This is a genomic window from Pseudomonas sp. RIT-PI-AD (assembly GCF_025642785.1).
Taxonomy (GTDB): domain Bacteria; phylum Pseudomonadota; class Gammaproteobacteria; order Pseudomonadales; family Pseudomonadaceae; genus Pseudomonas_T.
The window spans coordinates 25,498-49,232 of the sequence record NZ_JANZKU010000030.1; the positions used below are offsets into that span (position 1 = coordinate 25,498).

21 protein-coding genes and 4 tRNA genes are annotated in these 23,735 nt (G+C 60.0%); all 25 read right to left on the bottom strand.

Annotated elements, in window-relative coordinates; translation table 11 throughout:
- Window positions 1–14 precede the first annotated feature (14 nt).
- The 25 genes from rplB to birA all read right to left on the bottom strand — a co-directional run bounded on the left by rplB (window position 15) and on the right by birA (window position 23,513).
- Window positions 15–836, bottom strand: coding sequence for a 50S ribosomal protein L2 (gene rplB, locus OGL92_RS19635; protein WP_263146928.1), 822 nt, complete (start codon window positions 834–836; stop codon window positions 15–17).
- Window positions 837–847: 11 nt separating this feature from the next.
- Complete coding sequence (gene rplW / locus OGL92_RS19640; protein ID WP_143490122.1) at window positions 848–1,147, bottom strand: 50S ribosomal protein L23; 300 nt, start codon at window positions 1,145–1,147, stop codon at window positions 848–850.
- The gene (rplD, locus tag OGL92_RS19645; protein ID WP_263146932.1) at window positions 1,144–1,746 is read right to left on the bottom strand and encodes a 50S ribosomal protein L4; all 603 of its coding nucleotides are present in this window, start codon (window positions 1,744–1,746) and stop codon (window positions 1,144–1,146) included. The genes rplW and rplD overlap by 4 nt, the downstream gene beginning before the upstream one ends.
- Window positions 1,747–1,760: 14 nt before the next feature.
- On the bottom strand, window positions 1,761–2,396 hold the full coding sequence (gene rplC, locus OGL92_RS19650; protein WP_263146934.1) for a 50S ribosomal protein L3: 636 nt from the start codon (window positions 2,394–2,396) through the stop codon (window positions 1,761–1,763).
- Window positions 2,397–2,481: 85 nt separating this feature from the next.
- Complete coding sequence (gene rpsJ / locus OGL92_RS19655; protein WP_263146935.1) at window positions 2,482–2,793, bottom strand: 30S ribosomal protein S10; 312 nt, start codon at window positions 2,791–2,793, stop codon at window positions 2,482–2,484.
- Window positions 2,794–2,939: 146 nt separating this feature from the next.
- Entirely contained in the window at window positions 2,940–4,133 is a 1,194-nt protein-coding gene (gene tuf / locus OGL92_RS19660) for an elongation factor Tu (protein ID WP_263146937.1), read from the bottom strand.
- A 30-nt stretch (window positions 4,134–4,163) separates the two neighbouring features.
- Complete coding sequence (gene fusA, locus OGL92_RS19665; RefSeq protein ID WP_263146940.1) at window positions 4,164–6,266, bottom strand: elongation factor G; 2,103 nt, start codon at window positions 6,264–6,266, stop codon at window positions 4,164–4,166.
- 31 nt (window positions 6,267–6,297) lie between these two features.
- On the bottom strand, window positions 6,298–6,768 hold the full coding sequence (rpsG, locus tag OGL92_RS19670; RefSeq protein ID WP_143490118.1) for a 30S ribosomal protein S7: 471 nt from the start codon (window positions 6,766–6,768) through the stop codon (window positions 6,298–6,300).
- A gap of 100 nt (window positions 6,769–6,868) precedes the next feature.
- Window positions 6,869–7,240, bottom strand: a complete 372-nt coding sequence (rpsL, locus tag OGL92_RS19675; protein WP_143490117.1) for a 30S ribosomal protein S12 — start codon at window positions 7,238–7,240, stop codon at window positions 6,869–6,871.
- Window positions 7,241–7,397: 157 nt separating this feature from the next.
- A complete protein-coding gene (rpoC, locus tag OGL92_RS19680) occupies window positions 7,398–11,597 on the bottom strand; it encodes a DNA-directed RNA polymerase subunit beta' (RefSeq protein ID WP_263146945.1) in 4,200 nt (1,399 codons plus the stop codon).
- A gap of 62 nt (window positions 11,598–11,659) precedes the next feature.
- Window positions 11,660–15,733 (bottom strand): DNA-directed RNA polymerase subunit beta, encoded by a 4,074-nt coding sequence (gene rpoB, locus OGL92_RS19685; protein ID WP_263146947.1) that lies wholly within the window; start codon window positions 15,731–15,733, stop codon window positions 11,660–11,662.
- Between the two features lie 221 nt (window positions 15,734–15,954).
- Entirely contained in the window at window positions 15,955–16,323 is a 369-nt protein-coding gene (gene rplL, locus OGL92_RS19690; RefSeq protein WP_263146950.1) for a 50S ribosomal protein L7/L12, read from the bottom strand.
- 72 nt (window positions 16,324–16,395) lie between these two features.
- Window positions 16,396–16,896: a 50S ribosomal protein L10 gene (rplJ, locus tag OGL92_RS19695; RefSeq protein ID WP_263146953.1), complete on the bottom strand. Its 501-nt coding sequence runs from the start codon at window positions 16,894–16,896 to the stop codon at window positions 16,396–16,398.
- Window positions 16,897–17,089: 193 nt separating this feature from the next.
- Window positions 17,090–17,785, bottom strand: a complete 696-nt coding sequence (gene rplA, locus OGL92_RS19700) for a 50S ribosomal protein L1 (RefSeq protein ID WP_263146955.1) — start codon at window positions 17,783–17,785, stop codon at window positions 17,090–17,092.
- Window positions 17,786–18,217 (bottom strand): 50S ribosomal protein L11, encoded by a 432-nt coding sequence (gene rplK / locus OGL92_RS19705; RefSeq protein ID WP_263146957.1) that lies wholly within the window; start codon window positions 18,215–18,217, stop codon window positions 17,786–17,788. It abuts the gene before it with no gap.
- A 117-nt stretch (window positions 18,218–18,334) separates the two neighbouring features.
- Window positions 18,335–18,868 (bottom strand): transcription termination/antitermination protein NusG, encoded by a 534-nt coding sequence (gene nusG, locus OGL92_RS19710; protein WP_263146960.1) that lies wholly within the window; start codon window positions 18,866–18,868, stop codon window positions 18,335–18,337.
- A gap of 7 nt (window positions 18,869–18,875) precedes the next feature.
- Window positions 18,876–19,247, bottom strand: a complete 372-nt coding sequence (gene secE / locus OGL92_RS19715; RefSeq protein WP_263146964.1) for a preprotein translocase subunit SecE — start codon at window positions 19,245–19,247, stop codon at window positions 18,876–18,878.
- A gap of 49 nt (window positions 19,248–19,296) precedes the next feature.
- Window positions 19,297–19,372, bottom strand: a tRNA-Trp gene (locus OGL92_RS19720).
- 54 nt (window positions 19,373–19,426) lie between these two features.
- Window positions 19,427–20,620, bottom strand: a complete 1,194-nt coding sequence (tuf, locus tag OGL92_RS19725; protein WP_263146937.1) for an elongation factor Tu — start codon at window positions 20,618–20,620, stop codon at window positions 19,427–19,429.
- A gap of 86 nt (window positions 20,621–20,706) precedes the next feature.
- Window positions 20,707–20,782: transfer RNA gene (locus tag OGL92_RS19730), tRNA-Thr, on the bottom strand.
- 26 nt (window positions 20,783–20,808) lie between these two features.
- A tRNA-Gly gene (locus OGL92_RS19735) sits at window positions 20,809–20,882 on the bottom strand.
- Window positions 20,883–20,908: 26 nt separating this feature from the next.
- Window positions 20,909–20,993: transfer RNA gene (locus OGL92_RS19740), tRNA-Tyr, on the bottom strand.
- A gap of 142 nt (window positions 20,994–21,135) precedes the next feature.
- On the bottom strand, window positions 21,136–21,810 hold the full coding sequence (locus OGL92_RS19745) for an SPOR domain-containing protein (protein WP_263146967.1): 675 nt from the start codon (window positions 21,808–21,810) through the stop codon (window positions 21,136–21,138).
- A 7-nt stretch (window positions 21,811–21,817) separates the two neighbouring features.
- Window positions 21,818–22,567 (bottom strand): pantothenate kinase, encoded by a 750-nt coding sequence (locus OGL92_RS19750; protein ID WP_263146969.1) that lies wholly within the window; start codon window positions 22,565–22,567, stop codon window positions 21,818–21,820.
- Window positions 22,557–23,513: a bifunctional biotin--[acetyl-CoA-carboxylase] ligase/biotin operon repressor BirA gene (gene birA / locus OGL92_RS19755; RefSeq protein WP_263146972.1), complete on the bottom strand. Its 957-nt coding sequence runs from the start codon at window positions 23,511–23,513 to the stop codon at window positions 22,557–22,559. Before birA ends, OGL92_RS19750 begins: the two co-directional genes overlap by 11 nt.
- Window positions 23,514–23,735 lie beyond the last annotated feature (222 nt).

The window sequence follows — 23,735 nt, forward strand, 5'->3', positions numbered from 1 at the left end:
TCGTATCCCTCTATTTACTTGCGGCGACGGACGATCATGTTATCGGTGCGCTTGTTCGCACGGGTCTTCGCGCCCTTGGTCGGGAAGCCCCATGGAGACACCGGATGACGGCCACCAGAGGTACGACCTTCACCACCACCATGCGGGTGGTCAACCGGGTTCATCGCCACGCCGCGAACGGTCGGGCGAACACCACGCCAGCGCTTGGCACCGGCTTTACCCAGCGAACGCAGGCTGTGCTCGGAGTTCGAGACTTCGCCCAAGGTTGCACGGCACTCGGCCAGAACCTTGCGCATCTCGCCGGAGCGCAGACGCAGCGTCACGTAGACGCCTTCACGCGCGACCAACTGAGCGGAAGCACCGGCCGAGCGAGCGATCTGCGCGCCTTTGCCGGGTTTCAACTCGATCCCGTGAACGGTGCTACCGACCGGGATGTTACGCAGCGGCAGGCTGTTGCCAGCCTTGATCGGAGCGCCAGCGCCCGAAACCAGCTGATCGCCGGCTACCACACCCTTCGGCGCGATGATGTAGCGGCGCTCGCCGTCGGCGTATCTCAACAGAGCGATATGCGCGGTGCGGTTCGGATCGTACTCCACGCGCTCGACGACGGCAGGAATGCCATCCTTGTTGCGGCGGAAGTCGACCAGACGATAGTGCTGCTTGTGACCACCACCGATATGACGGGTGGTGATGCGACCATTGTTGTTACGGCCACCGGTCTTGGATTTCTTCTCGACCAACGGAGCGTAAGGAGCACCTTTGTGCAGGTCTTTGTTGACGACCTTGACCACGAAACGGCGGCCAGCGGAAGTCGGTTTGCATTTAACGATTGCCATGATGCACCCCTTTACTCAGCGCTGCTGGCGAAATCGAGATCTTGGCCCGGCTGGAGGGCGATGTACGCTTTCTTCCAGTCGTTACGCTTGCCCAGGCCGCGAGCAGTGCGCTTGGTCTTGCCCTTGACGTTCAAGGTACTGACACCGGCGACTTTCACGCTGAACAGGCTTTCTACCGCCTTCTTGATTTCCAGCTTGGTTGCATCGGTGGCAACCTTGAAAACGAATTGGCTCTTGCCATCCGCCAGGACCGTCGCCTTCTCGGAGATATGCGGGCCCAGCAGCACTTTGAATACGCGTTCCTGGTTCATCCCAGCAGCTCCTCGAATTTCTTCACGGCAGACACGGTGATCAACACCTTGTCGTAGGCGATCAGGCTGACGGGATCGGAACCCTGGACGTCGCGAACATCAACGTGCGGCAGGTTGCGTGCAGCCAGATACAGATTCTGGTCAACGGCGTCGGAAACGATCAGCACGTCAGTCAGGCCCATATCACCCAGCTTGCCCAGCAAAGCCTTGGTTTTCGGTGCATCCACCGCGAACTCGGGCACTACGACCAGACGATCCTGACGCACCAGCTCGGCGAGGATGGAGCGCAGTGCTGCGCGATACATCTTCTTGTTGAGCTTCTGCGCATGATCCTGCGGCTTGGCAGCGAAGGTGGTGCCACCGGAACGCCAGATGGGGCTACGGATGGTACCGGCACGCGCACGGCCAGTACCCTTCTGACGCCAGGGCTTCTTGCCGCCGCCACGAACTTCGGAACGGGTCTTCTGTGCGCGAGTGCCTTGACGGCCACCAGCCATGTAAGCCACGACGGCTTGGTGAACCAGGGTCTCGTTGAATTCGCCACCAAAGGTAGCTTCGGAAACTTCGATCGCCTGAGCGCCATTTACATTTAATTGCATCTCAGCATCCCCCCTTAACCGCGAGCCTTGGCAGCCGGACGCACGACGACATCGCCGCCGGTAGCGCCGGGAACGGCACCCTTGACCAGCAGCAGATTACGTTCGGCATCGACGCGCACAACTTCCAGGGACTGCACGGTCACGCGCTCAGCGCCCATATGACCGGACATTTTCTTGCCCTTGAAGACACGACCAGGAGTCTGGCACTGGCCGATGGAGCCCGGGACACGGTGGGAAACCGAGTTACCGTGGGTGTTGTCTTGACCACGGAAATTCCAGCGCTTGATGGTACCGGCGAAGCCTTTACCCTTGGACTGACCAGTGACGTCCACCAGTTGCCCTGCCTGGAACAACTCGGCAGTGAGTTGATCGCCAGCTTTGTATTCCCCGTCTTCAAGGCGGAATTCCCAAACGCTGCGACCTGCAGCGACGCTGGCTTTCGCGAAGTGACCGGCTTGCGCCTTGGTCACGCGGGAGGCGCGACGTTCGCCGACAGTAACCTGTACGGCGCGATAGCCATCGCTCTCTTCGCTTTTGAACTGGGTGACACGATTCGGCTCGATCTCAATGACCGTAACCGGAATAGAGACACCTTCTTCGGTAAAAATGCGGGTCATGCCGCATTTACGACCGACTACACCAATAGTCATGTTGTAAACCTCATGAGTGTACGGGGCTTTCACCCGCTATGGCCGCCCATTTCAGAGCGTTACACGACTAAAACCCCGAAGGATTTCAGCCGAGGCTGATCTGCACTTCCACACCGGCTGCAAGATCAAGCTTCATCAGCGCATCGACGGTCTTGTCGGTCGGCTGGACGATGTCCAACACACGCTTGTGGGTACGGATTTCGTACTGATCGCGCGCGTCTTTGTTGACGTGCGGGGAGGTCAGAATCGTGAAGCGTTCCTTGCGAGTAGGCAAAGGAATCGGACCACGCACTTGAGCCCCAGTACGCTTCGCGGTTTCCACGATTTCCTGGGTAGACTGATCGATCAGGCGATGGTCAAAAGCCTTCAACCGGATACGGATTTGTTGGTTTTGCATTTGCCTCAGACTCCAAGTTGCCATTCCCCTCGAGCGCAATACGCCCGATAAAAGGAGGCGCAATTGTACGGATGCCCTCAGAGGGTGTCAATATTTGATCAACCAATAGAAAAAGGCCCCGAAGGGCCTTTTCCATCGCTCGTCGATTACTCGACGATCTTGGCAACCACGCCGGCGCCGACGGTACGGCCGCCTTCGCGAATCGCGAAGCGCAGACCTTCTTCCATCGCGATCGGAGCGATCAGGGTGACAACCATCTTGATGTTGTCGCCCGGCATCACCATTTCCACGCCTTCGGGTAGCTCGCAGTTACCGGTCACGTCGGTGGTCCGGAAGTAGAACTGCGGGCGGTAGCCTTTGAAGAACGGAGTGTGACGACCGCCTTCTTCCTTGCTCAGCACGTACACTTCGCATTCGAACTTGGTGTGCGGCTTGATGGTGCCCGGCTTGGCCAGAACCTGGCCACGCTCGACGTCTTCACGCTTGGTACCGCGCAGCAGCACGCCCACGTTCTCGCCGGCACGACCTTCGTCGAGCAGCTTGCGGAACATCTCGACGCCAGTGCAGGTAGTCTTGGTGGTCGCCTTGATACCGACGATCTCCACTTCTTCCTGGATCTTGACGATACCGCGCTCGACACGACCGGTCACCACGGTGCCACGACCCGAGATCGAGAACACGTCTTCGATCGGCATCAGGAACGGCTTGTCGATCGCGCGCTCCGGTTGCGGGATGTAGCTGTCCAGGGTCTCAACCAGCTTACGAACGGCGCTGACGCCCATTTCGTTGTCATCCTGACCGTTCAACGCCATCAGCGCGGAACCGATCACGATCGGCGTGTCGTCGCCCGGGAAGTCGTAGGTGTTCAGCAGGTCGCGAACTTCCATCTCGACCAGCTCCAGCAGTTCGGCGTCGTCCACCATGTCGGCCTTGTTCAGGAACACGACGATGAAGGGAACACCTACCTGACGGGACAGCAGGATGTGCTCGCGAGTCTGCGGCATCGGGCCGTCGGCAGCGGAGCAAACCAGGATCGCACCGTCCATCTGGGCAGCACCGGTGATCATGTTCTTCACATAGTCAGCGTGGCCCGGGCAATCGACGTGCGCGTAGTGGCGAGTGGCGGAATCGTACTCAACGTGGGAGGTGTTGATGGTGATACCGCGCGCCTTCTCTTCCGGTGCGTTGTCGATCTGGTCGAACGCACGAGCGGCGCCGCCCCAGGTCTCGGAACACACTTTGGTCAGCGCAGCGGTCAGCGTGGTTTTGCCATGGTCGACGTGACCGATGGTGCCAACGTTGACGTGCGGCTTGTTACGTTCAAATTTCTCTTTAGCCACGACAGTAAACCTCTTACTTAAAGGGCTGAATCAACCTTGTTTTTTGACAATGGCTTCGACGATGTTCGTCGGCGCCTCGGAGTACTTCGAGAATTCCATGGAGTAGCTCGCGCGACCCTGGGACATGGAGCGGACATCGGTCGCATAACCGAACATCTCACCCAACGGGACCTCGGCACGAATCACCTTACCGGAAACCGTATCTTCCATACCCTGGATCAGACCGCGACGACGGTTCAGGTCACCCATCACGTCGCCCATGTAATCCTCAGGCGTCACCACCTCGACCTTCATGATCGGCTCGAGCACTACAGCACCACCCTTCTGGGAGAGCTGCTTGGTCGCCATGGAAGCGGCTACCTTGAACGCCATCTCGTTGGAGTCGACGTCGTGGTAGGAACCGTCGAACACGGTCGCCTTCAGGCCGATGAGCGGATAACCGGCAACGACGCCGTTCTTCATCTGCTCTTCGATGCCCTTCTGGATGGCCGGAATGTATTCCTTCGGAATCACACCACCCACGACTTCGTTGACGAACTGCAGACCTTCCTGGCCTTCGTCAGCAGGCGCGAAGCGGACCCAGCAATGACCGAACTGACCACGACCGCCGGACTGGCGAACGAACTTGCCTTCGATCTCGCAAGACTTCGTGATTTTCTCACGATAAGAAACCTGCGGCTTGCCGATGTTGGCTTCGACGTTGAACTCGCGACGCATGCGGTCGACCAGGATGTCCAGGTGCAACTCGCCCATGCCGGAGATGATGGTCTGGCCGGTCTCTTCGTCGGTCTTGACGCGGAACGAGGGATCTTCCTGAGCGAGCTTGCCCAGGGCGATGCCCATCTTTTCCTGGTCGTCCTTGGTTTTCGGCTCGACAGCCACCGAGATAACCGGCTCCGGGAAATCCATCCGAACCAGGATGATCGGCTTTTCCTGAGAGCACAGGGTGTCACCGGTGGTGACGTCCTTCATGCCGATCAGGGCGGCGATGTCGCCAGCACGAACTTCCTTGATCTCTTCGCGGCTGTTCGCATGCATCTGCACCATACGACCAACGCGCTCCTTCTTGCCCTTGACCGAGTTCAGAACGCCGTCGCCGGAGTTCAGGACGCCGGAATACACGCGGGCGAAGGTCAGAGTACCCACGAACGGATCGGTAGCGATCTTGAACGCGAGCGCGGAGAAGGGCTCGGCGTCGTCGGCGTGACGCTCCATCTCGACGGTCTCGTCGTCGATGTCAGTGCCCTTGATCGCTGGAATGTCGACCGGAGCAGGCAGGTAATCGATGACGGCATCGAGAACCAGGGGCACGCCCTTGTTCTTGAAGGAAGAACCGCAGACGGCCAGCACGATTTCGCCGGCGATGGTGCGCTGACGCAGAGCGGACTTGATCTCGGCAACGGTGAGTTCTTCACCCTCGAGATACTTGTTCATCAGCTCTTCGGTGGCCTCGGCGGCCGCCTCGACCATGTTGCTGCGCCACTCTTCGGCGAGCTCTTGGAGCTCGGCAGGAATCTCTTCCTCGCGGAAGGTCATGCCCTTGTCGTCGTCGTTCCAGTAGATAGCCTTCATCTTGATCAGATCGATCTGACCCTGGAAGTTATCTTCTGCGCCGATGGCCAACTGGATCGGCACCGGGGTGTGACCCAGGCGCTGCTTGATCTGACCGACGACCCGGAGGAAGTTCGCACCGGCACGGTCCATCTTGTTGACGTAGACGAGACGTGGGACGCCGTATTTGTTGGCTTGACGCCATACGGTTTCCGACTGGGGCTCGACGCCCGAAGTACCGCAGAACACGACGACGGCACCGTCGAGCACGCGCAGCGAACGCTCTACTTCGATGGTGAAGTCAACGTGGCCGGGGGTGTCGATGATGTTGAAGCGGTGTTTTTCGAACTGCTTCTCGGAGCCGGCCCAGAAGGCCGTGGTGGCAGCGGAGGTGATGGTGATACCACGCTCCTGCTCCTGCACCATCCAGTCCATGGTCGCGGCGCCATCATGCACCTCGCCCATTTTGTGGTTTACGCCAGTGTAAAAAAGGACGCGCTCGGTGGTAGTGGTCTTGCCAGCATCCACGTGGGCGACGATACCGATGTTACGGTAGCGGTTAATCGGTGTAGTACGAGCCATAAAGCCCTCGCAAAGTTATGGAACGCCGGACTTAGAAACGGTAGTGCGAGAAGGCCTTGTTGGCTTCGGCCATGCGGTGCACGTCTTCACGCTTCTTCACGGCGGCGCCCTTGCCTTCCGCGGCATCCAGCAGTTCGCCAGCGAGACGCAGAGCCATGGATTTCTCGCCGCGCTTGCGCGCCGAGTCAACCAACCAACGCATGGCCAGGGCATTGCGGCGGGACGGACGAACTTCGACCGGAACCTGGTAAGTCGCACCACCTACGCGGCGGGACTTCACTTCGACCAGCGGAGCGATGGCGTCGAGAGCTTTCTCGAAGAGTTCCAGGGGATCGCTGTTCTTGCGTTCCTTGACCTTGTCCAGAGCACCGTAAACGATGCGCTCGGCCACGGCCTTCTTGCCGCTTTCCATCACGTGGTTCATGAATTTGGCGAGGATCAGACTTCCGTACTTCGGATCGTCAAGGATCTCGCGCTTGGCTGCTACACGACGTCTTGGCATTGATAAGCCCTCAAAACGGTCTTCAGGTAGCTCGGGACGCTGACGCTACGGCCATGCCCGACCTTACTCTTATCGACTCAAATAAATAGGATGCAACGTATTACTTCGGACGCTTGGTACCGTACTTCGAACGGCCCTGGTTACGGCCTTTGACACCCGAGGTGTCCAGCGAACCGCGCACAGTGTGGTAGCGCACGCCGGGAAGGTCTTTTACACGACCGCCACGGATCAGCACGACGCTGTGCTCTTGCAGGTTATGGCCTTCACCGCCGATGTAGGAAGTGACTTCGAAGCCGTTGGTCAAACGTACGCGGCAGACTTTACGCAGTGCCGAGTTCGGTTTCTTCGGCGTGGTGGTGTACACACGGGTGCACACGCCACGACGTTGCGGGCAGTTCTGCAGCGCGGGGACGTCGGATTTCTCGACGACACGCTTGCGCGGCTGACGTACCAGCTGGTTGATCGTTGCCATCTATACGCTCCACTGTTGTCTTTCGACGCTATTGCCTTACAAGGAAAGCAAAATGGCAGAGCGTTATGCCCTGCCAAATTTAGGGGTGCATGAGTCTAAAGAGACTGTAGCGCCCAGTCAAGGCGAGGCCCGGGCGAAAGTCGCCCGGGCCTCGCACTCAATTACCGCTGGAGTTCAACGCCTCGGTGAGCGCCGCTTCGACTTCGCTGGCGCTGACGCGCACCGGCTTGTCGACTTCACGGCGACGCTTGCGCTCGCTGTGATAGGCCAGACCGGTACCGGCCGGGATCAAGCGACCCACCACCACGTTTTCCTTCAGGCCACGCAGGTAGTCGCGCTTGCCGGTGACCGCCGCCTCGGTGAGGACGCGAGTGGTCTCCTGGAAGGACGCCGCGGAGATGAACGACTCGGTCGACAGCGAGGCCTTGGTGATGCCGAGCAACACGCGGTCGAACTTCGCGATAAAGCGATCGTCGCCGCTGAGACGCTCGTTCTCTTCCAGCACCTGGGTCAGTTCCATCTGGTCGCCCTTGATGAAGCTGGAATCCCCGGACTCGGTCACTTCGACCTTGCGCAGCATCTGCCGCAGGATGGTCTCGATGTGCTTGTCGTTGATCTTCACGCCCTGCAGGCGGTACACGTCCTGGATCTCGTTGACGATGTACTTGGCCAGCGCGCTGACGCCCAGCAAACGCAGGATGTCGTGCGGGTTGCTCGGACCATCGGAAATCACTTCGCCGCGGTTCACCTGTTCGCCTTCGAAGACGTTGAGGTGGCGCCACTTCGGAATCAGCTCCTCGTACGGATCGCTGCCATCGGTCGGCGTGATCACCAGGCGACGCTTGCCCTTGGTTTCCTTGCCGAAGGAAATCGTGCCGCTGATTTCCGCCAGGATCGACGGCTCCTTCGGACGACGCGCTTCGAACAGGTCGGCCACGCGCGGCAGACCACCGGTGATGTCACGGGTCTTCGAGGTTTCCTGCGGGATACGCGCGATGACGTCACCCACACCCACCTCGACGCCGTCGGCCACGCCGACCAGGGCGTTCGCCGGCAGGAAGTACTGCGCCGGCACGTCGGTGCCCGGCAGCAGCAGTTCCTTGCCGCTCGCGTCGACCATCTTCACGGCCGGACGGATGTCCTTGCCGGCGGCCGGGCGGTCCTTCGGATCCAGCACTTCGATGTTGGTCAGACCGGTCAGTTCGTCGGTCTGGCGCTTGATGGTGATGCCCTCCTCCATGCCGACGAAGGTCACGATACCCTTCATTTCGGTCACGATCGGGTGGGTGTGCGGATCCCACTTGGCAACGATGGCGCCCGCTTCGACCTTGTCGCCTTCCTTGACCGAGATCACCGCACCATAGGGCAGCTTGTAGCGCTCGCGCTCGCGACCGAAGTCGTCGGCGATCGCCAGCTCGCCGGAGCGGGAGACCGCCACCAGGTTGCCGTCCAGACGCTCGACGTGCTTCAGGTTGTGCAGGCGGATCACGCCACCGTTCTTGACCTGGACGTTGTCCGCCGCGGAGGTCCGGCTGGCGGCACCACCGATGTGGAAGGTCCGCATGGTCAGCTGGGTACCCGGCTCACCGATGGACTGGGCGGCGATGACGCCGACCGCTTCACCGATGTTCACCTGGTGCCCACGGGCCAGATCGCGGCCGTAGCACTTGGCGCAGATGCCATAGCGGGTTTCGCAGCTGATCGGCGACCGCACGATCACTTCGTCGATGGTGTTGCGCTCGATGAACTCGACCCACTGCTCGTCGACCAGGGTACCGGCCGGAACGATGACTTCGTCGCTGCCCGGCTTGAACACGTCGCGGGCGATCACACGGCCGAGCACGCGCTCGCCGAGAGGCTCGACCACGTCGCCGCCTTCGATGTGCGGGGTCATCAGCAGGCCATGTTCGGTGCCGCAGTCGATCTCAGTCACGACCAGGTCCTGGGCCACGTCGACCAGGCGACGGGTCAGGTAACCGGAGTTCGCGGTCTTCAACGCGGTATCCGCCAAACCCTTACGCGCACCGTGGGTGGAGATGAAGTACTGGAGTACGTTCAGGCCTTCACGGAAGTTCGCGGTGATCGGCGTCTCGATGATCGAGCCGTCCGGCTTGGCCATCAGGCCACGCATACCGGCGAGCTGACGGATCTGGGCGGCGGAACCCCGGGCACCGGAGTCGGCCATCATGTACATGGAGTTGAAGGACTCCTGATCGACTTCCTTGCCGTCGCGGTCGATGACCTTCTCTTTCGAGAGGTTGGCCATCATCGCCTTGGACACTTCGTCGTTGGCCTTGGACCAAAGGTCGATCACCTTGTTGTACTTCTCGCCCTGGGTGACCAGGCCGGAGGCGTACTGGCTCTCGATCTCCTTCACTTCCTCGGTGGCGGCGTCGATGATCCGCGCCTTCTCGTCCGGGATCACGAAGTCGTTCACCCCGATGGACACGCCGGAAATCGTCGAGTAGGCGAAACCGGTGTACATCAGCTGGTCGGCGAAGATGACGGTGTCCTTCAGACCCACCACGCGGTAGCAGTGGTTGATCAGCTTGGAGATCGCCTTTTTCTTCATCGGCTGGTTGACCACGTCGTACGGCAGGCCGGCCGGAACCACCTGGAACAACAGCGCGCGGCCGACAGTGGTGTCGACGATGCGGGTGTTCTTGGTGACGCTGCCGTCCTTCTCGTTGATGGTCTCGTTGATCCGCACTTTCACGCGGGCGTGCAGGGACGCCTCGCCGGCGCGGAACACGCGGTCGACTTCCTGCAGGTCGGCGAACACGCGACCTTCACCCTTGGCGTTGATCGCCTCGCGGGTCATGTAGTACAGACCCAGGACCACGTCCTGGGACGGCACGATGATCGGCTCACCGTTGGCCGGCGAGAGGATGTTGTTGGTCGACATCATCAGCGCGCGCGCTTCGAGCTGGGCTTCCAGCGTCAGTGGCACGTGAACGGCCATCTGGTCGCCGTCGAAGTCGGCGTTGTACGCGGCGCAGACCAGCGGGTGCAGCTGGATGGCCTTGCCTTCGATCAGCACCGGCTCGAACGCCTGGATACCCAGACGGTGGAGGGTCGGCGCACGGTTGAGCAGCACGGGATGTTCGCGAATCACTTCGGCGAGCACGTCCCAGACTTCCGGCAGCTCGCGCTCGACCATCTTCTTGGCGGCCTTGATGGTGGTCGCCAGACCACGCATTTCCAGCTTGCCGAAGATGAACGGCTTGAACAGCTCCAGGGCCATCTTCTTCGGCAGACCGCACTGATGCAGGCGCAGAGTCGGGCCCACGGTGATCACGGAACGACCGGAGTAGTCCACGCGCTTACCGAGCAGGTTCTGACGGAAACGACCTTGCTTGCCCTTGATCATGTCGGCCAGGGACTTCAACGGACGCTTGTTCGAGCCGGTGATGGCGCGACCACGGCGACCGTTGTCCAGCAGGGCGTCGACCGCTTCCTGCAACATGCGCTTCTCGTTGCGCACGATGATGTCCGGCGCGGCCAGGTCCAGCAGGCGCTTCAAGCGGTTGTTACGGTTGATCACCCGACGATACAGGTCGTTCAGGTCGGAGGTGGCGAAACGGCCACCGTCCAGCGGCACCAGCGGACGCAAGTCCGGCGGCAGCACCGGCAGCACGGTCAGCACCATCCACTCGGGATGGTTGCCGGAACCCTGGAAGGCCTCCATGAGTTTGAGTCGCTTGGACAGCTTCTTGATCTTGGTTTCCGAGTTGGTCTGCGGAATCTCTTCGCGCAGGCGGCCGATCTCGTGCTCCAGGTCGATCGCGTTGAGCAGCTCGCGCACGGCTTCGGCGCCCATGCGCGCGTCGAAATCGTCGCCGAATTCTTCGAGGGCCTCGAAGTACTGTTCGTCGTTCAGCAGCTGGCCTTTTTCCAGGGTGGTCATGCCCGGATCGATCACGACGTAGCTCTCGAAATAGAGCACGCGCTCGATGTCACGCAGGGTCATGTCCAGCAGCAGGCCGATACGCGACGGCAGCGACTTGAGGAACCAGATGTGGGCGACCGGCGAAGCCAGCTCGATGTGGCCCATGCGCTCGCGGCGCACCTTGGCCAGGGCGACTTCGACGCCGCACTTCTCGCAGATCACGCCGCGGTGCTTGAGGCGCTTGTACTTACCGCACAGGCATTCGTAGTCCTTCACCGGGCCGAAGATCTTGGCGCAGAACAGGCCATCGCGCTCCGGCTTGAAGGTACGGTAGTTGATGGTCTCCGGCTTCTTCACTTCACCGAAGGACCAGGAGCGGATCATCTCGGGCGAGGCCAGACCGATACGGATGGCATCGAACTCTTCGAGTTGACCCTGGTTTTTCAACAGATTCAGCAAGTCTTTCAAGGCCTTTCCTCCTCACGGACCAGGCCCGACCGCAGCAGCGGCCGGGCCCGTGGGGTCACGTGTTATTCGGTTTCCAGTTCGATGTCGATGCCGAGCGAGCGGATCTCTTTGATCAGCACGTTGAAGGACTCCGGCATGCCGGCCTCCATGCGGTGATCGCCGTCCACGATGTTCTTGTACATCTTGGTCCGGCCGTTCACGTCGTCCGACTTCACGGTCAGCATTTCCTGCAGGGTATAGGCGGCGCCGTAGGCTTCCAGCGCCCACACCTCCATCTCCCCGAAGCGCTGACCCCCGAACTGCGCCTTGCCGCCCAGCGGTTGCTGGGTAACCAGGCTGTAGGAGCCGGTGGAGCGGGCGTGCATCTTGTCGTCGACCAAGTGGTTCAGCTTGAGCATGTACATATAGCCGACCGTGGTCGGGCGCTCGAACTGGTTGCCGGTACGGCCGTCGAACAGGCGCATCTGGCCGCTTTCCGGCAGGTCCGCCAGTTTCAGCATGGCCTTGATCTCGCGTTCCTTGGCACCGTCGAACACCGGGGTGGCCATGGGGACGCCCGCGCGCAAGTTGTTCGCCAGGGCGAGGATTTCCTGATCGCTCAGGTCGTCCAGGCTCTCCTGGCGGCCACCCACTTCGTTATAGATCTGGTGCAGGAACTTGCGCAGTTCCGCGACCTTGCGCTGCTCCTCGAGCATGCGGTTGATCTTCTCGCCCAGCCCCTTGGCCGCGAGGCCCAGGTGGGTTTCGAGGATCTGCCCGACGTTCATCCGCGAAGGCACGCCCAGCGGGTTGAGGACGATGTCGACCGGCGTGCCATTGGCATCGTGCGGCATGTCTTCGACCGGCATGATCACCGAGACCACACCCTTGTTACCGTGGCGACCGGCCATCTTGTCGCCCGGCTGGATGCGGCGCTTGATGGCGAGGTAGACCTTGACGATCTTCAGCACGCCCGGTGCCAGGTCGTCGCCCTGCTGCAGCTTGCGCTTCTTGTCTTCGAACTTGTCGTCGAGCAGCTGACGGCGATCGGAGAGGTAGGCCTGGGCCTTCTCCAACTGCTCGTTCAGGGCGTCGTCGCTCATGCGCAGCTTGAACCACTGGCCGTGCTCGAGGCCGTCGAGGAAAGCATCGTCGATCTCGGTGCCTTTCTTCAGGCCGACGCCGCCTTCTGCCTTGGCTCCGACCAGAGCGGAACGCAGACGCTCGAAGGTGGCGCCCTCGACGATGCGGAACTCTTCATTGAGGTCCTTGCGGATCTCGTCGAGTTGCATCTTCTCGATGGACAGGGCACGGGAGTCGCGCTCGACGCCATCGCGAGTGAAGACCTGTACGTCGATGACGGTGCCCTTGGTGCCAGTCGGCACGCGCAGGGAGGTGTCCTTAACGTCGGACGCCTTCTCACCGAAGATCGCACGCAGCAGTTTCTCTTCCGGCGTCAGTTGGGTCTCTCCTTTCGGGGTGACCTTGCCGACCAGGATGTCGCCCGCCAGGACTTCGGCGCCGACATACACGATGCCCGCCTCGTCCAGCTTGTTCAACGCGGCTTCGCCAACGTTGGGGATATCCGCGGTGATTTCCTCTGGGCCGAGCTTGGTGTCCCGGGCCACACAGGTCAGTTCCTGGATGTGGATGGTGGTGAAGCGATCTTCCTGGACCACACGCTCCGAGAGGAGGATGGAGTCTTCGAAGTTGTAGCCGTTCCAGGGCATGAACGCGACGCGCATGTTCTGGCCCAGGGCCAGCTCACCCATGTCGGTGGAAGGACCATCGGCCAGGATGTCGCCACGGGACACCTTGTCGCCCTTCTGCACCAGGGGACGCTGGTTGATGCAGGTGTTCTGGTTGGAGCGGGTGTACTTGGTCAGGTTGTAGATGTCGACGCCGGCTTCACCGGTCTCGACTTCCGCATCCACCACGCGCACCACGATCCGCCCGGCATCCACCGAGTCGATCACGCCGCCACGGCGAGCCACGACGCAGACGCCGGAGTCGCGCGCCACGTTGCGCTCCATGCCGGTACCCACCAGCGGCTTGTCCGAACGCAGGGTCGGAACCGCCTGGCGCTGCATGTTCGAGCCCATTAACGCACGGTTGGCGTCGTCGTGCTCGAGGAACGGGATCAACGAAGCGGCGACCGAGACGACCTGCTTCGGCGACACGTCCATCAGGGTGACGTCTTCCGGCGCCTTGACGGTGAACTCGTTCAGGTGACGTACGGCCACCAGCTCGTCGATCAGCTCGCCTTTCTCGTTGAGGGTCGCCGAAGCCTGGGCGATCACGTGATCGGCCTCTTCGATCGCCGAGAGGAAGACGATTTCGTCGGTCACCTTGCCGTCTTTCACCACGCGGTACGGGCTTTCCAGGAAGCCGTACTGGTTGGTGCGGGCATAGGCGGCCAGGGAGTTGATCAGGCCGATGTTCGGACCTTCCGGCGTTTCGATCGGGCACACGCGACCGTAGTGGGTCGGGTGTACGTCGCGGACTTCGAAGCCGGCGCGCTCACGGGTCAAGCCACCTGGGCCAAGTGCGGAGACACGGCGCTTGTGGGTGATCTCGGACAGCGGGTTGTTCTGGTCCATGAACTGCGAAAGCTGGCTGGAGCCGAAGAACTCCTTGATCGCCGCGGCCACTGGCTTGGCGTTGATCAGGTCCTGAGGCATCAGGCCTTCGCTTTCCGCCATCGACAGGCGTTCCTTGACCGCGCGTTCGACACGCACCAGGCCCACGCGGAACTGGTTTTCGGCCATCTCGCCGACGCAACGCACGCGGCGGTTACCCAGGTGGTCGATGTCGTCGACGATGCCCTTGCCGTTACGGATGTCGACGAGGGTCTTCAGCACCTCGACGATGTCCTCTTTGCTCAGCACACCCGAACCTTCGATCTCGGTGCGCCCGATACGCCGGTTGAACTTCATCCGGCCCACGGCGGACAGGTCGTAGCGTTCGGCGCTGAAGAACAGGTTGTTGAACAGGGTCTCGGCGGCTTCCTTGGTCGGCGGCTCGCCGGGACGCATCATCCGGTAGATCTCGACCAGGGCTTCCAGCTGGTTGCTGGTCGAATCGATCTTCAGCGTGTCGGAGATGAACGGACCGCAATCGATGTCGTTGGTGTACAGCGTCTCGATGCGCACGACCTGCGACTTGGCGACCTTGGCCAGCAGCTCGGTGGTCAGCTCGGTGTTGCACTCCGCGATGATCTCGCCGGTCGCCGGGTGCACGATGGCCTTGGCCGTGGTGCGACCCAGCAGGTAGTCGAGCGGAACTTCCAGCTCTTTGATGCCGGACTTGTCGAGCTGGTTGATGTGGCGCGCGGTGATACGGCGGCCCTGCTCAACGATGACCTTGCCTTTCTCGTCCTTGATGTCGAAGACCGCGATCTCGCCGCGCAGGCGCTGGGGCACCAGCTCCAGGCTCAGGGACTCGCCTTTGACATGGAAAACGTTGGTCGCATAGAAGGCGTTGAGCACTTCCTCGGTGCTATAGCCCAACGCGCGCAGCAACACGGACGCCGGCAATTTGCGGCGACGGTCGATACGGACGAATACCGCGTCCTTCGGATCGAACTCGAAGTCGAGCCAGGACCCGCGGTAGGGAATGATCCGCGCCGAGTACAGCAGTTTGCCGGAGCTGTGGGTCTTGCCGCGGTCGTGGTCGAAGAACACGCCCGGCGAGCGGTGCAGCTGGGAAACGATGACGCGCTCGGTACCGTTGATGATGAAGGTACCGTTCTCGGTCATCAGGGGAATTTCCCCCATGTAGACTTCCTGCTCCTTGATGTCCTTGATCGCTTTGTTCGACGATTCTTTGTCGAAAATGATCAGGCGCACCTTGACCCGCAGCGGCACGGCGAAGGTCACACCGCGCAGCACGCACTCCTTGACATCGAATGCCGGCTCGCCGAGGCGATAACCGACATATTCCAGAGCGGCGTTGCCGGAGTAGCTGATGATCGGGAAAACAGATTTGAAGGCCGCATGCAGGCCGATGTCGCGGAACTGATCTTTGCTCGCCCCCGCCTGCAGGAATTCGCGATACGAATCCAGCTGGATGGCCAGGAGGTAGGGCACATCCATGACATCCGGCAACTTGCTAAAGTCTTTGCGGATACGTTTTTTCTCAGTGTATGAGTAAGCCATCAGCGTTCCCCAGCTTGGTCACCTGCTTGTTTGGCTCCTCCCGACGGAAGCAGCCAGAAAATCGTGCAAACCCCTTGGTTTGCGCCACCCCTTAGAGGTGGTGATTCCGTTATAGGCAAGCCGTTTCGTCGGCTTGCCTATAACGGAAAAAGGCCGGTGGCATGAGCCACCAGCCATCAGCCTTTCGCGTGACGCTCAGGCTGTAGACGCAAGGTCGTCGCTTACTTGAGCTCGACTTTGGCGCCAGCTTCTTCCAGGGCTTTCTTCGCGGATTCGGCTTCTTCTTTCGAGACGCCTTCCTTGACCACGCCCGGTGCACCGTCGACCACTGCCTTGGCTTCTTTCAGGCCCAGACCGGTCAGCTCGCGCACGACCTTGATCACGTTCACTTTCTTGTCGCCGGCTTCGGTCAACATGATGGTGAACTCGGTTTGCTCTTCGACGACGGCAGCGGCGGCAGCCGGGCCAGCGGCGGCAGCAGCAGCGGCGGTCACGCCGAATTTCTCTTCCATCGCCTTGATCAGTTCCACCACTTGCATGACGGACATTTCGGATACGGCGTTGATGATGTCTTCGTTGCTCAGAGCCATGACTCTAATTTCCTGTACGTTTGGCAGCCCGCGGGCCGCCTGAATTGATGTGAACAGAACTTACCGAGCGCCTCAGGCGGCAGCGGCTTCCTTCTGGTCGCGAATGGCGGCGAGGGTGCGTGCCAGCTTGCTGGTCGCGCCTTGGATCACACTCATCAGCTGAGAAACCGCTTCGTCGTAGGTCGGCAGGGTAGCCAGTACGTCGATTTGGTTGGCTGCGATCAGTTTGCCCTCGAACGCGGCTGCCTTGATCTCGAACTTATCCTGACCCTTGGCGAAATCCTTGAAGATCCGGGCGGCGGCGCCGGGATGCTCGGTGGAAAAGGCGATCAGGGTCGGGCCTTTGAACACGTCGTTGAGCACTTCATAGGAAGTGCCTTCAACGGCGCGGCGCAGCAGGGTGTTACGCACGACTCGCACGTACACACCGGCCGCACGGGCCTCTTTACGGAGTCCGGTCATGGCGCCCACAGTCACGCCACGGGCATCGGCCACGACAGCGGAAAGGGCAGCCTGGGCAGCCTCGTTGACTTCAGCGACGATGGCCTTCTTGTCTTCGAGTTTAATTGCCACGGGTTTACTCCTGGATGTTACCGTTTCGTCCAGCCGGAGCCGGACGGCTTTGGTGTCTGATTCGATAACGAATCGGGAGCACCATCTGCGTAGGCTTGTCTTTTAAGGCTCGCGCCGCCTACGGTCTTGGATAGCCCCCGCCAGGCAGGGACCCCAATAGTGCGGCGTAGCGGAGTGCGCTACGCCAGATTCGTTACGCGTCCAGCGAAGCCTGATCGATCTGCAGGCCCGGACCCATGGTGCTGCTCAGGGTCACGCGCTGCACATAGATGCCTTTCGAAGTGGAAGGCTTCAGACGCTTCAGGTCGGAAAGCAAGGCTTCGACGTTCTGCTTCAGCTTGACCGGTTCGAAATCGATCTTGCCGACGGAAGCGTGGATGATGCCGTTCTTGTCGGTACGGAAACGCACCTGACCGGCCTTGGCGTTCTTCACGGCAGTGGCCACGTCGGGAGTGACGGTACCGACCTTCGGGTTGGGCATCAGGCCGCGCGGACCGAGGATCTGACCCAACTGACCGACGACGCGCATGGCGTCCGGGGAAGCGATGACGACGTCATAGCTCAGATCGCCGCCTTTCATCTCGGCAGCCAGCTCGTCCATGCCAACGCGATCGGCGCCCGCAGCGAGAGCGGCTTCGGCACCAGGACCCTGGGTGAACACAGCGACGCGAACGCTTTTGCCGGTGCCGTTCGGCAGCACGGTGGCGCCACGCACGACCTGGTCGGATTTACGCGGATCGACGCCCAGGTTGATCGAAATATCGACCGATTCCTTGAACTTGATGGTCGAGAGCTCGGCCAACAGCTTGGCGGCATCCTCGAAACCGTATTGCTTGCCCGCCTCGATCTTCTCGGCGATCGCCTTCTGGCGCTTGGTCAACTTAGCCATTTACACACCCTCCACGGTCAGGCCCATGCTCCGCGCGGAGCCGGCGATGGTACGCACGGCCGCGTCGAGATCAGCGGCGGTCAGATCGGCATTCTTGGTCTTGGCGATCTCTTCCAGCTGAGCACGGGTCACGGTGCCGACTTTCTGGGTATTCGGGCGCGCCGAACCGCTTTGGATACCAGCAGCCTTCTTCAACAGAACGGAGGCGGGGGTACTTTTGGTTTCGAACGTGAAGCTGCGGTCGCTGTAAACGGTGATGATCACCGGAGTCGGCAGGCCCGGCTCCATGCCTTGGGTCCTGGCGTTGAACGCCTTGCAGAACTCCATGATGTTCACGCCGTGCTGACCCAAAGCAGGGCCGACCGGCGGCGACGGGTTGGCCTGAGCGGCCTTCACTTGCAGCTTGATGTAAGCCTGAATCTTCTTAGCCATTTGCTACTCCAGTTACGGGTACGGACGCCTGACGGCTCCCCGGTTGCTTTCGCGTTTATCCCAATGACGCAAAAACCCCGCAACCAGCGGCTGCGGGGTATGAGATGCTTTTGTCAGCTATGCCTTCTCGACCTGGCTGAACTCCAGCTCCACCGGGGTGGAGCGACCGAAAATGAGCACAGCCACCTGGATCCGGCTCTTTTCGTAATTGACTTCTTCGACCACGCCGTTGAAGTCCGCGAACGGCCCATCGATGACTCGAACGGTTTCGCCCGGCTCGAACAACGTCTTCGGCTTCGGCTTGTCACCACTGTCGGCGACACGACGAAGAATGGCGTCGGCTTCTTTATCAGTGATAGGCGCAGGCTTGTCGGCCGTACCACCAATGAAACCCATGACGCGAGGCGTATCCTTGACCAAGTGCCAAGTCCCCTCGTTCATCTCCATCTGCACCAGCACGTAGCCGGGGAAGAACTTGCGCTCGCTTTTGCGCTTCTGACCGTTACGCATCTCCACCACTTCTTCAGTGGGGACCAGAATTTCGCCGAACCCATCTTCCATTCCGGCAAGCTTGACGCGCTCAATCAACGAGCGCATGACATGCTTCTCATAACCCGAGTAAGCATGCACAACGTACCAACGCTTAGCCACGGCGCACCTATCGACCAACAATCAACGAAACAAGCCAACCGAGCAGGGAATCTAAACCCCACAACAGCAGCGACATGACCAAAACAACAGCCACGACGATCAGCGTGGTCTGCGTGGTTTCTTGGCGAGTGGGCCAGACTACTTTGCGAATCTCGGTGCGGGCCTCTTTGGCCAACACGAAAAACGCCTGACCTTTCGCCGTTTGCAGAACGATGAAGCCTGCAATCAAAGCCAAGACCAGAAGAGCAAGGACGCGATACAGGATCGGCTCAGCAGAAAAATACTGATTACCGACCACGCCGACCGCGACAAGAACAACCACCGCGAGCCACTTCAGCGCATCGAAGCGGGTATTTTTGGCTTCAGCCTTGGCATTCATCAGCATGGATCCTGTTGGAGAAATGCCAGACTTCACTTGACCTGAAATCTGGCAGGCCAGGAGGGAATCGAACCCCCAACCTGCGGTTTTGGAGACCGCCGCTCTGCCAATTGAGCTACTGGCCTGTAACTGAAGTCAGGCCGGCCATTATGCCGGCCCGACGAATCAAGATCAATCGATTACTCGACGATCTTGGCAACCACGCCGGCGCCGACGGTACGGCCGCCTTCGCGAATCGCGAAGCGCAGACCTTCTTCCATCGCGATCGGAGCGATCAGGGTGACAACCATCTTGATGTTGTCGCCCGGCATCACCATTTCCACGCCTTCGGGCAGCTCGCAGTTACCGGTCACGTCGGTGGTCCGGAAGTAGAACTGCGGGCGATAGCCTTTGAAGAACGGAGTGTGACGACCGCCTTCTTCCTTGCTCAGCACGTACACTTCGCATTCGAACTTGGTGTGCGGCTTGATGGTGCCCGGCTTGGCCAGAACCTGGCCACGCTCGACGTCTTCACGCTTGGTACCGCGCAGCAGCACACCCACGTTCTCGCCGGCACGACCTTCGTCGAGCAGCTTGCGGAACATCTCGACGCCAGTGCAGGTAGTCTTGGTGGTCGCCTTGATACCGACGATCTCCACTTCTTCCTGGATCTTGACGATGCCGCGCTCGACACGACCGGTCACCACGGTGCCACGACCCGAGATCGAGAACACATCTTCGATCGGCATCAGGAACGGCTTGTCGATCGCGCGCTCCGGTTGCGGGATGTAGCTGTCCAGGGTCTCAACCAGCTTACGAACGGCGCTGACGCCCATTTCGTTGTCGTCCTGACCGTTCAACGCCATCAGCGCGGAACCGATCACGATCGGCGTGTCGTCGCCCGGGAAGTCGTAAGTGTTCAGCAGGTCGCGAACTTCCATCTCGACCAGTTCCAGCAGTTCGGCGTCATCCACCATGTCGGCCTTGTTCAGGAACACGACGATGAAGGGAACACCTACCTGACGGGACAGCAAGATGTGCTCGCGAGTCTGCGGCATCGGGCCGTCGGCAGCGGAGCAAACCAGGATCGCACCGTCCATCTGGGCAGCACCGGTGATCATGTTCTTCACATAGTCAGCGTGGCCCGGGCAATCAACGTGCGCGTAGTGGCGAGTGGCGGAATCGTACTCAACGTGGGAGGTGTTGATGGTGATACCGCGCGCCTTCTCTTCCGGTGCATTGTCGATCTGGTCGAACGCACGAGCGGCGCCGCCCCAGGTCTCGGAACACACTTTGGTCAGCGCAGCGGTCAGCGTGGTTTTGCCATGGTCGACGTGACCGATGGTGCCAACGTTGACGTGCGGCTTGTTACGTTCAAACTTTTCCTTTGCCATCGAGACCGTCCCCCATCATGGAATTGAGCGAGTCACGCCACCATTAAAACAAAGGCAGATATCTTCATATCTGCCTTTGCGTGTAATGGAGCTCATGAGCGGATTTGAACCGCTGACCTCACCCTTACCAAGGGTGTGCTCTACCAACTGAGCTACATGAGCGAAACCTATTGCCCGAACATCGAACTTGGAGCGGGTAGCGGGAATCGAACCCGCATCATCAGCTTGGAAGGCTGAGGTTCTACCACTGAACTATACCCGCGGAGCCCGAAGCTCACGCTTTTAAACTGGTGGAGGGAGAAGGATTCGAACCTTCGAAGTCTATGACGTCAGATTTACAGTCTGATCCCTTTGGCCACTCGGGAATCCCTCCAAAAGGAGGCGGCATTTTCATTTCATGCCACCCTACTGTCAAGCATTTTCTCATTAAAAACCTGAGCTTAGCTATTTTGACAGCCGCCTCACAAAACTACGAAAATCAGCAGTACCGCGAAGCGGGCGCCATTCTAGTCAAACTAGCGAGAGGATGCAACGCTTTCGCATGGCATTAATTGATGCTGCAAATCTTTGAATTGCTGGGTCAATTGCCCGAGCAGCGCATCATCCGCCAAACGACGGCTCTCTGGAGCCACTCTGACCCAGAAACTACGATGCGCCCGCGACAGTTCGCGCATCAGTGGCTCGTAACCTGCATCGTGCAAACGCTGCATGACGCTCTCAGCCGAGTCGCTACGAGGAAAGATGCCCAGAGAGATGCCGTTCGCCAGATCTCCTTGGGTGATGATGTAACTGTCGATCTTTCGTGCTTGCAGCTCCCTCAACTGGCGCAATGAAGCCTGCCGGGAGGCCAAAGGCGCGAGGTAGACCCAGTAGTCCATTCCCGCGGCCGCATCGACTGTCTGGACCCTGGACTGCACATCCAGGCTGAGTAGGCGCTGCTCGACCTCGCGCGCCTCCTCCTCCCGCTCGAAGCCGCCCAAAAACAGACACACTTGTTCCGCCGCACCCTCGGCGGTCGACGCCTCTCTTCGCGTTGGATGGGTCGACTCGCTGAGCAGGCGAATGTCTTGCTTCGCGTCTTTATGAGCGGAAAGCGATTCCACGTCCTTGGTACGCAAGGGCGCCTGCTGTTGGTGCCAGACGTAATAGAAAAGATTCAAAACCAGGAGAAGCAGGAAGGACCAGCGCATAAAACCCTCAAGGCAGAGGACATGCAATCGCAAGCCCTGTGAACACTAAATCCGGCAACACCTTTGCCTGAGGCAGGATTTCCTTTGCCAACACCGCATCACCTCCCGTCAAGAAGATGTCGAATTCGCCACCAAACATTTGCTTCGCCGACTCCACCTGGGTAGTCACGAAACCTCTCAACATCAACAAGCAGCCCCGCTCCACCGCCTCAACCGTGGACCGACCAGGCGACAAGGCCTGTTGAGCGCGTTCCGCCGCCCGATCGTCGTAGCGGATACGCCGGGTATGGGTACGCAACTGATTGCGCATCATCAATATCCCTGGACAGATGAACCCGCCGAGATGCTCTCCCTGCGCATTGACCAGATCCGAAGTGACAGCCGTTCCGAGATCGAGCACCAGGCAGGCTCGCTTTGCCAGATGATAGCCCCCCAGGATCGCCAACCAGCGGTCGAGCCCCAGCTTCTGATACTCCTCGTAGCCATTGGTGACACCGGCCTGTACTTTTGCCGGGCAGGCCAATATGGCATCCACACCGAATCGCTCCTTCAGACGTGCCACCAATTGGGTAGCTTCCTCATCCGAGCGCACACTCACCAGACGGCAATGACGAATACGAAGCTCCCGGGTGCTCGAGAGGGCGTGGAATAACTCGTCCTCCGAACCCGCGATGCCTTCCATGTGGACGCTACCATCGACCGCCTCGATGGCCCGCCATTTGATCAAACTGTTACCGCAGTCGAGCTCAAGAATCATCACGCAGCCTCAGACTCAGCTCACCCGCACTATAATGATAAATGCCTTGAGGGGTCTCCAAGCGTAGCGCGCCTCGCTCGTCGATACCGAGGGCAACGCCATTGATTCGATTTTCACCTGCGACCAGATCGACCTGCTTGTGTTGCCACAGGTGGTGTCGCTCCCACTCAGGGCGCAGCGACTCGAAGCCTTGAGTTCTCAACTGCTCCAATAGCCCCTGCAGGGACTCGCTCAATTTCAACGCCAATTGATCCCGAGAGACGAGCTGACCCAGTTCCTCGCGCATGGAGGTCCAAGGTTGTCCAATCGCTTCGGCGGACGCCACCATGTTCACGTTGATGCCTATGCCGATGATGACATTGCAGACGTCGGCCGGATCGCCAGTCAGCTCAAGCAATATCCCCGCTATTTTCTTATCGGCGACCAGGATGTCATTGGGCCACTTCAAGCCCGCTCTCCGAATCCCACACTCATGCAGGATCCTGAGCACCGCCAACCCTACAACCAGACTCAACCCTTCCAATTGGCGGGCGCCGCCCACCACGGGGATAGCCAGGCTGTAGTAGAGGTTTTCTGCGAAGGGGCTGATCCATTTGCGCCCTCGGCGCCCCCGGCCTGCCGTCTGACGCTCCGCCAGAATCAAGAATGGCGGCTGGGCGGACCTTTCCAGATGACGCATCACCTCGGCATTGGTTGAATCGACTTCGGTCAGTACCGTCACGGGCCAAGGTTTCAACCGTTCGGACAGGAGAGCCTCGCTGAGCAAACTCAAAGGGGAAGGAAGGCGATAGCCCTTCCCTTTCACCTTGTGGAGGCTGATGCCCAGTTCCTCCTCCACTTGCTGCACTCGCTTCCAGACGGCGGTACGGCTGACTCCCAACAGAGAACCGAGCGCTTGCCCTGAATGGAAATGACCATCTTCAAGAAGCTTTAAGAGCGACAGCATATGCAGGCTCGCGATATAGAGAGGCTGCATGATATCGGTGCAAACGCTCGATGCCTATATAGCGGCAGACCTTCAAACACCCGGAATATTTGGTCCGCGGTCTAGGTCAATTCCTAGCCACAGCATGCAAACAACAAGAGCTATTCTACAGAACCGATTGTCAGCGCAGACCCTGGAACACTGCCAGCGGCACAACCAGCGTTAGCCTAGTAAGCAGACCCG

Coding starts and splice junctions, on each gene's coding strand:
- tuf (WP_263146937.1), bottom strand. CDS start 20,620: ATGGCAAAGGAAAAGTTTGAACGTAACAAGCCGCACGTCAACGTTGGC.
- rpsG (WP_143490118.1), bottom strand. CDS start 6,768: ATGCCAAGACGTCGTGTAGCAGCCAAGCGCGAGATCCTTGACGATCCG.
- fusA (WP_263146940.1), bottom strand. CDS start 6,266: ATGGCTCGTACTACACCGATTAACCGCTACCGTAACATCGGTATCGTC.
- OGL92_RS19750 (WP_263146969.1), bottom strand. CDS start 22,567: ATGATTCTTGAGCTCGACTGCGGTAACAGTTTGATCAAATGGCGGGCC.
- rplA (WP_263146955.1), bottom strand. CDS start 17,785: ATGGCTAAGTTGACCAAGCGCCAGAAGGCGATCGCCGAGAAGATCGAG.
- OGL92_RS19745 (WP_263146967.1), bottom strand. CDS start 21,810: ATGCGCTGGTCCTTCCTGCTTCTCCTGGTTTTGAATCTTTTCTATTAC.
- rplK (WP_263146957.1), bottom strand. CDS start 18,217: ATGGCTAAGAAGATTCAGGCTTACATCAAGCTGCAAGTGAAGGCCGCT.
- rpsJ (WP_263146935.1), bottom strand. CDS start 2,793: ATGCAAAACCAACAAATCCGTATCCGGTTGAAGGCTTTTGACCATCGC.
- birA (WP_263146972.1), bottom strand. CDS start 23,513: ATGCTGTCGCTCTTAAAGCTTCTTGAAGATGGTCATTTCCATTCAGGG.
- rpsL (WP_143490117.1), bottom strand. CDS start 7,240: ATGGCAACGATCAACCAGCTGGTACGTCAGCCGCGCAAGCGTGTCGTC.
- rplW (WP_143490122.1), bottom strand. CDS start 1,147: ATGAACCAGGAACGCGTATTCAAAGTGCTGCTGGGCCCGCATATCTCC.
- rplB (WP_263146928.1), bottom strand. CDS start 836: ATGGCAATCGTTAAATGCAAACCGACTTCCGCTGGCCGCCGTTTCGTG.
- rplL (WP_263146950.1), bottom strand. CDS start 16,323: ATGGCTCTGAGCAACGAAGACATCATCAACGCCGTATCCGAAATGTCC.
- rplD (WP_263146932.1), bottom strand. CDS start 1,746: ATGCAATTAAATGTAAATGGCGCTCAGGCGATCGAAGTTTCCGAAGCT.
- rpoB (WP_263146947.1), bottom strand. CDS start 15,733: ATGGCTTACTCATACACTGAGAAAAAACGTATCCGCAAAGACTTTAGC.
- secE (WP_263146964.1), bottom strand. CDS start 19,247: ATGAATGCCAAGGCTGAAGCCAAAAATACCCGCTTCGATGCGCTGAAG.
- rplC (WP_263146934.1), bottom strand. CDS start 2,396: ATGACTATTGGTGTAGTCGGTCGTAAATGCGGCATGACCCGCATTTTT.